Genomic DNA, 6,000 nt, shown 5'->3' with positions numbered 1-6,000 from the left:
TCGGCGCAGAGCGCCATGCAGCCGACTGAAGTCGGCTCTACCGTCGGCGCGAAACGCCACGCAGCCGACTGAAGTCGGCTCTACCCGTGACCCCGTCCAGCCCCGCCGGTGGGGTTACCGCACCGGCACTGGGATGTTGCAGAGGTCGATATGTCCGGCTGGACGCTTGTAGAAATCGTCCACGCGGTTGCGGCGCGCTTCCACCGTCGCCGCAAACGTCTTCGACTCGGTACGCAGGACCTGGATCGGCGTGCGCTCTGCTTCGGGCACCTCGCTGACGCGGCGTATCGAGATGATCGGGGTACGCTGCGCCGCATCCGCGTAGAAGCCCATCGGCGCCGGGCCGCGAGGCAGTGCGCTCAGCAGTTCCATGCCCTTCAGCACGCGCCCCACGACGGTGATGTTGCGATCCAGTTGGCGTGGCGACTGGCCGGTGACGACGTACAGCTCCGCACCGATGCTGCTGTCTTCGTCGTTGTTGCGGCCTGCACCCAGTGCGCCGTAGCAATGCGCAAGCCATGCCTTCCCCGCCTTGGGGTCCGCGCCAGTCGCGAAGCCATCGACGAACCCCGTACGTGCCGCCCAGCCATCGCGGTCAGGCAGCGCGCTGAAGGCCAGCCCGGCACTGGGGCGCTCGAACTCGGCGGGCAGCTTGCGTGCGGCCGATCCGAGCGGCTTTGCTTTCCCCGCATCGTCCGCGTCTGCATCGCCGAACTGCACCACGAAGTTGTCCTGCGCGCGGTAGATGCTGGTGCCGTTCCAGAACGCCTCATGGGCGAGGGTCTGGATATTGGCGACGTGGCGCGGCGCGAATTGCGGCGCCAGTTCAAGGATTACCCGTCCCGTCGGCAGATCCATGTACAGCAGGTTGGCCGGGTCCGGCGTGCGCCAGTCACTCGCCGGGGCCGCGTCGAGGATCTGCTGCGGGCTGCGGTACGGCGTGGCGGCAGTGGCCAGGGAGGCGAGCGCACAGGCTGCAAGCGCAAGGCCAAGAGCCAACTGAACAGGGCGACGATCCATGACGAGCCTTTTGACGAGGAGCCTTCGATTCTGCCATCAGACCTGCGCAGCGCACAGCCGCCGGGTAATGCCATCGGCAAACGCCGTGGGGGTAATCGCCGTCGGGCAAACGCCATGGGCTGAACGCTATCGGGTAAACGCCATGGGTGAAACGCTGTCGGGCAAACGCCGTGGGGAAACGCCATGCGGTAGAGCCGACTTCAGTCGGCTGCTCCAACCGCCAGCCGGCTGAAGCCGGCTCTACCCCCTGGGCGCCGCAGGCCATCGACTGCCCGGCGCCGACAGCGACCGCAAAAGGGCACCGTGACCAATGACATCTTTCACTACCCCGAACTTCACACTACTGTTCACTTCAACGTAGTGGAGCAGCCGCCATGGTCGATGAAGAGGCCCAGCTGAAGAAGTTCCAGAAGGAGCTCAGTGCCGGCACCGTGTCGCTGGCCTTGATGGCGGTGTTGGCCCGTGCGCCGGAGCCGCTGTACGGCTACCTGATCGCCAAGGAGCTGGAGCAGGTCGGCGAAGGGGTGCTGAGTGGCAAGCAGAGCGCGTTGTATCCGGTGCTGCGCAATCTGGAAGGGGCCGGCCTGCTGCAAAGCCACGTAGAGCCATCCACCAGCGGCCCACCGCGGCGCTACTACCGCATCACCGAGCAGGGACGCGCCGTGCTGGAGCAATGGATCCAGGCATGGCGTGCCACCCGCGATTCCGTCGATTCCGTACTGGAGGGCGTACTGCAATGAACACCGAACACACCCTGGGCAGGACCCTGCCAGCGACCATTCCCGACTACCTGGTGCAGTTGCGCGCAGCACTGCGTGGCGCCGACCCGGCGATGGTGCAGGACGCGTTGTATGACGCCGAGGAATACCTGCGTTCGGAGCTGGCTGCACAGCCGGGCCGCAGCGAAGCGGAGGTGATCGCCGACGTCGCCGGCAGCTACGGTGCGCCGGAAGAAGTGGCCGATATCTACCGTGAAACGGAGATCACCGTCAGCCGTGCGCTGCGTACGCCCAGTACGCCGCTCGGTACCCGGGTGGTGGCTGCGCAGGTCGCGCCTTCAGTTACGCCGGCAGCCAGCATCACCCCGCCGAATGGCCGGGACGGTGACCCGTCGCCACCGCCGTCGCGTTCGCTCGCTGCGCGCTTCTTCGGCGTCGTGGTGGATCCGCACACCTACGGCGCGCTGCTCTACATGCTGCTCTCGCTTGCCACGGGCACGTTCTTCTTTACGTGGGTGGTCACCGGGCTGTCGTTGTCGGTGGGGCTGCTGATCCTGATCATCGGCATTCCGGTCGCCGTGCTGTTCTTCGGCTCGGTTCGCGGCCTGGCGTTGCTGGAAGGACGGTTGGTAGAGGCGCTGCTGGGCGAGCGCATGCCGCGGCGCCCGCGTTACAGCGACCGCAGCCGCAGCTGGCTGCAACGGATCGGCGACATGTTCACCGACGGGCGCACGTGGCTGACCTTGCTGTACTTCGTGTTGATGCTGCCGCTGGGCATCGTGTATTTCACCGTGGCCACTACGCTGCTGGCGGTGTCGCTGGCCTTCATCTGGTCACCGGTAGCGGCGTTGGTGCCGGGCGATTATTCCGGCTTGACGATCCAAGGCCTGCCCCTGTTGGAGGGCGCATGGGCCACGCCGGTCCTCGCAGTCGTCGGTGTGCTGTTGCTGTTTGCCACGCTGCATCTGGCACGCGGCGTGGGGCGACTGCACGGCACGCTGGCAAAGCATCTGCTGGTGCGGCTGTAACGCCGAGCCTTGCTCGGCGGCTGTCCGGTCCGGGACCTTGGCGCCTGACACCGGCCGCGCTGCGTGCTCGCCGAGCGTGGCTCGGCGCTAACAGTGCGATCTGGCGTTTGCCGTTTGCGATCCAGGACCGTCGCGCGGCAGGGTAGCGCCGAGCCACGCTCGGCGGCTTTCCGGTCCGGGACCTTGACGCCTGATACCGCCGCGCTGCGCACTCGCCGAGCGTGGCTCGGCGCTACCAGCGCGATTTCGTGTGTGCCGTTTGCGATCCACGGCCGTCGCGCGGCAGGGTAGCGCCGAGCCGTGCTCGGCGGCTGTCCGGTTCGGGACCTTGGCGCCTGATACCGGCCGCGCTGCGCGCTCGCCGAGCGTGGCTCGGCGCTACGGGACGATGCTCAGCCGGCTTTCCGCCGCAGCGGGGTGACGTTGCTCTTCTTCTTCGGCTTCGACGCTGCCGGTGCTTCGGCATTGGCGGCGAAGAAATCACGCACCTTCGGGTACACCACTTCACGCCAGCGGCGGCCGCTGAAGATGCCGTAATGACCTGCGCCTTCGACGATGAAGTGTTCGCGGCGGCTGGCATCAATGCCCGTGCACAGCGATTGCGCCGCTTCGGTCTGCCCCAGTCCCGCGATATCGTCCAGCTCGCCTTCGATGCTCAACAGGGCGGTATCGCGGATCGCCGACGGGTCCACCTTTTCGCCCTTGATGAACCACTCCCCGCGCGGCAGCAGGAAGTCCTGGAAGACCACGCTGATGGTGTCCAGGTAATACTGCGCCGGCATGTCCAGCACCGCGTTGTACTCGTCGTAGAAACGACGGTGCGCGTCGGCATCTTCCAGATCGCCCTTCACCAGATCGGTGTAGAAATCCCAGTGCGAACTGAAGTGCCGGTTCGGGTTCATGGACAGGAAGCCGGCGTGCTGCAGGAAGCCCGGATACACGCGGCGACCCGCACCGGGATAACCCGGCGGCACCGTGTGGATGACGTTGTTTTCAAACCAGGACAACGGATTCTGGGTGGCCAGGTTGTTCACGGCGGTGGGGCTGCAGCGCGCATCGATGGGTCCCCCCATCATCACCAGCGACTTCGGTGTGGGTTCGCCACGGCTGGCCATCAGCGAAACCGCCGCCAGCACGGGCACGGTGGGCTGGCAGACGCTGACCACATGCAGGCGCTCCACGCCAAGGTGGCGGATGAACTCCTGGATATAGTCGACGTAATCTTCAAGGCCGAACTCGCCTTCGCTGCCAGGCACCATGCGCGCGTCGACCCAGTCGGTGACATACACCCGGTGATCGCGCAGCAGCGTGCGCACCGTATCGCGCAGCAGCGTCGCGTGGTGGCCGGACAACGGTGCAACGACCAGCACGAACGGCTGGTTCAACATCGTGTGCAACTGGTCAGCTTCGTTGCTGTGACGCTTGAACCGCAGCAGCTTGCAGAACGGCTTGCTGACTTCTTCGTGGACCACGATCGGCACGCGTTCGCCATCCACGTCGATTTCGTTGATGCCCCACTCCGGCTTTTCGTAATCCTTGCCCACGCGATGAAACAGCTCGTTCATCGCGGCCAGCCGGTCGGCCCCGGGCATCTGCGACCACCAGTGGCCGGGATTGTTGAAGAAGTGGGCATTCGCCTGCGCCTGATGTACCCAAGGGGCGAGCAGGTTGCGGGTCAATTCGTGCAGTTGGTAGAGCATACTGACTCAATATGTATGGTCATATGTTGCCGCGCAGCATAACCGATCAGGCCGGCCGGTATATTAATTGGGCGCGGCAAGGCGGGGCGCTTGCCCTCATGCCTTTTCCAGCGCGGATGCATCCGTTGCCAACGGCGGTCCGAGCCAGCAATGCGAGCCAACGGGCACCAGGCCCTGTTTGACCAGCTCGCGCCGGTACCAACGGGCCGGACGTGCGTGGAAACCCTCATGATCGCCCTCGAATTCGTCTTCCGCGGCAAAGGTTTCGAGGAAGGCCACGCCACCAGTGAGCTCACCCAGTCCTGCCATGCCTGCGCGCAGTTCGCGGTCCGGCACGTAATGCATCACGTCCGAGCAGATGAGCAGGTCGACCGGTGCACACGGCCGCAGCCACGCGAAGTCACCGAAGGCCGCAGGACGCAGGTTGCGCGTGCGGCCATAGCGCTGCACGGCGTAATCGCTGCTGTCGAAACCGAGGTAGTGCAGCTTTGGGCGCAGTTTCATCAGTGGCGCGCGCCACGCGCCTTCGCCACATCCGATATCCAGCACGGTGCGGATCGGCCGCTCCAGGTAGTACTCGGCGGTGGCGACGGCCAAGGCCACCTTGCGCGCCAAGCGGGCGCTACCGCCGATGTCGGCGCGGCTGTACCAATGCTGGAAATAGGCGGCGTCGTAGGTCTTGTCCATGTACGTGGGTCTGCGCATCGGTGAAAATGGCGTTCATCCTACGCCAGCCACCGGAGCAAGCGCATGCAGTCGTACTTCTGGGTCAAGACTTTCCATCTCGTGTTCGTGGTGGCCTGGATGGCGACGGTGTTCTACCTGCCGCGCATCCTGGTGAACATTGCCGAGACCGCCGGGCAGGTTGCGGTGAGCGAGCGCCTGCAGCTGATGGGGCGGCGCCTTTATCGCTTCGGGCACGCGATGTTCGGTCTGGCGTTCGTGCTGGGGCTGGTCCTGTGGATGGGATACCGAATGATTCCGGATTTCCCCACGATGGTGGCGCCGGGCGGTGCCGGTTGGTTGCATGCGAAGTTGGGTCTGGTGGTGCTGCTGCTGGCCTATTTCATCTGGACCGGGCGCCTGCTCAAGGGCGTGGCCAAGGGCCGCGCGCTGCCCTCGCCGGTCGCATTGCGCTGGATCAACGAAATCCCGTTGCTGGCCTTCATCCCGATTGTCTGGCTGGTGGTGGCCAAGCCGTTCTGACGAGTTGCTGCCGCCGGGTCTCGCGCGGTAGCGCCGAGCCACGCTCGGCGAGCGCGCAGCGCGGCCTGCGTCAGGGGTAGGGGTAGGGGTAGGGGGGCCGGATCAAAGTGCCGCCGAGCACGGCTCGGCGCTACCCGTGCAAGTGCAGCGCGCTGCCGGCCGGACCGCAACGGTAGCGCCGAGCCACGCTCGGCGAGCGCGCAGCGCGGCCTGCGTCAGATGTGTGGGTGCCGGAACGAAGTGCCGCCGAGCACGGCTCGGCGCTACCAGTGCAAGTGCGGCGCGGTGCGTGCCGGACCGCCACGCTCGGCGTGCGCGCAGCGCGGC

At 66.0% G+C, this 6,000-nt stretch carries 6 protein-coding genes; 3 read left to right on the top strand and 3 right to left on the bottom strand.

What is annotated here, in order from left to right; all coding sequences use genetic code 11:
• Positions 1 to 114 precede the first annotated feature (114 nt).
• Positions 115 to 1,020 (bottom strand): peptidylprolyl isomerase, encoded by a 906-nt coding sequence (locus IFT58_RS03555; protein WP_192093894.1) that lies wholly within the window; start codon positions 1,018 to 1,020, stop codon positions 115 to 117.
• Between the two features lie 374 nt (positions 1,021 to 1,394).
• On the opposite strand from IFT58_RS03555, the gene IFT58_RS03550 reads away from it, so the two are divergent.
• Both IFT58_RS03550 and IFT58_RS03545 read left to right on the top strand, forming a co-directional pair.
• Positions 1,395 to 1,760, top strand: coding sequence for a PadR family transcriptional regulator (locus IFT58_RS03550; RefSeq protein WP_192093893.1), 366 nt, complete (start codon positions 1,395 to 1,397; stop codon positions 1,758 to 1,760).
• Positions 1,757 to 2,767, top strand: a complete 1,011-nt coding sequence (locus IFT58_RS03545; protein ID WP_192080332.1) for a sensor domain-containing protein — start codon at positions 1,757 to 1,759, stop codon at positions 2,765 to 2,767. Before IFT58_RS03550 ends, IFT58_RS03545 begins: the two co-directional genes overlap by 4 nt.
• Positions 2,768 to 3,159: 392 nt before the next feature.
• On the opposite strand, the gene phaZ is transcribed toward IFT58_RS03545, so the two are convergent.
• Positions 3,160 to 4,467, bottom strand: coding sequence for a polyhydroxyalkanoate depolymerase (phaZ, locus tag IFT58_RS03540; protein WP_188324588.1), 1,308 nt, complete (start codon positions 4,465 to 4,467; stop codon positions 3,160 to 3,162).
• A 96-nt stretch (positions 4,468 to 4,563) separates the two neighbouring features.
• Complete coding sequence (locus tag IFT58_RS03535; protein ID WP_192080729.1) at positions 4,564 to 5,154, bottom strand: class I SAM-dependent methyltransferase; 591 nt, start codon at positions 5,152 to 5,154, stop codon at positions 4,564 to 4,566.
• 63 nt (positions 5,155 to 5,217) lie between these two features.
• Here IFT58_RS03535 and IFT58_RS03530 point away from each other — a divergent pair, with 63 nt between their 5' ends.
• Positions 5,218 to 5,673 carry a CopD family protein gene (locus IFT58_RS03530; protein WP_188324587.1) on the top strand — a complete coding sequence of 152 codons (456 nt, stop codon included), beginning with the start codon at positions 5,218 to 5,220 and terminating at the stop codon, positions 5,671 to 5,673.
• Positions 5,674 to 6,000: the final 327 nt, after the last annotated feature.

The sequence above is a fragment of the Stenotrophomonas sp. CFBP 13718 genome (assembly GCF_014842145.1).
GTDB lineage: Bacteria > Pseudomonadota > Gammaproteobacteria > Xanthomonadales > Xanthomonadaceae > Stenotrophomonas.
Note: the sequence above shows the minus strand (reverse complement) of the source record. Positions and strands in the feature narration are given on the sequence as shown.

Coding starts and splice junctions, on each gene's coding strand:
- IFT58_RS03550 (WP_192093893.1), top strand. CDS start 1,395: ATGGTCGATGAAGAGGCCCAGCTGAAGAAGTTCCAGAAGGAGCTCAGT.
- phaZ (WP_188324588.1), bottom strand. CDS start 4,467: ATGCTCTACCAACTGCACGAATTGACCCGCAACCTGCTCGCCCCTTGG.
- IFT58_RS03555 (WP_192093894.1), bottom strand. CDS start 1,020: ATGGATCGTCGCCCTGTTCAGTTGGCTCTTGGCCTTGCGCTTGCAGCC.
- IFT58_RS03535 (WP_192080729.1), bottom strand. CDS start 5,154: ATGGACAAGACCTACGACGCCGCCTATTTCCAGCATTGGTACAGCCGC.
- IFT58_RS03530 (WP_188324587.1), top strand. CDS start 5,218: ATGCAGTCGTACTTCTGGGTCAAGACTTTCCATCTCGTGTTCGTGGTG.
- IFT58_RS03545 (WP_192080332.1), top strand. CDS start 1,757: ATGAACACCGAACACACCCTGGGCAGGACCCTGCCAGCGACCATTCCC.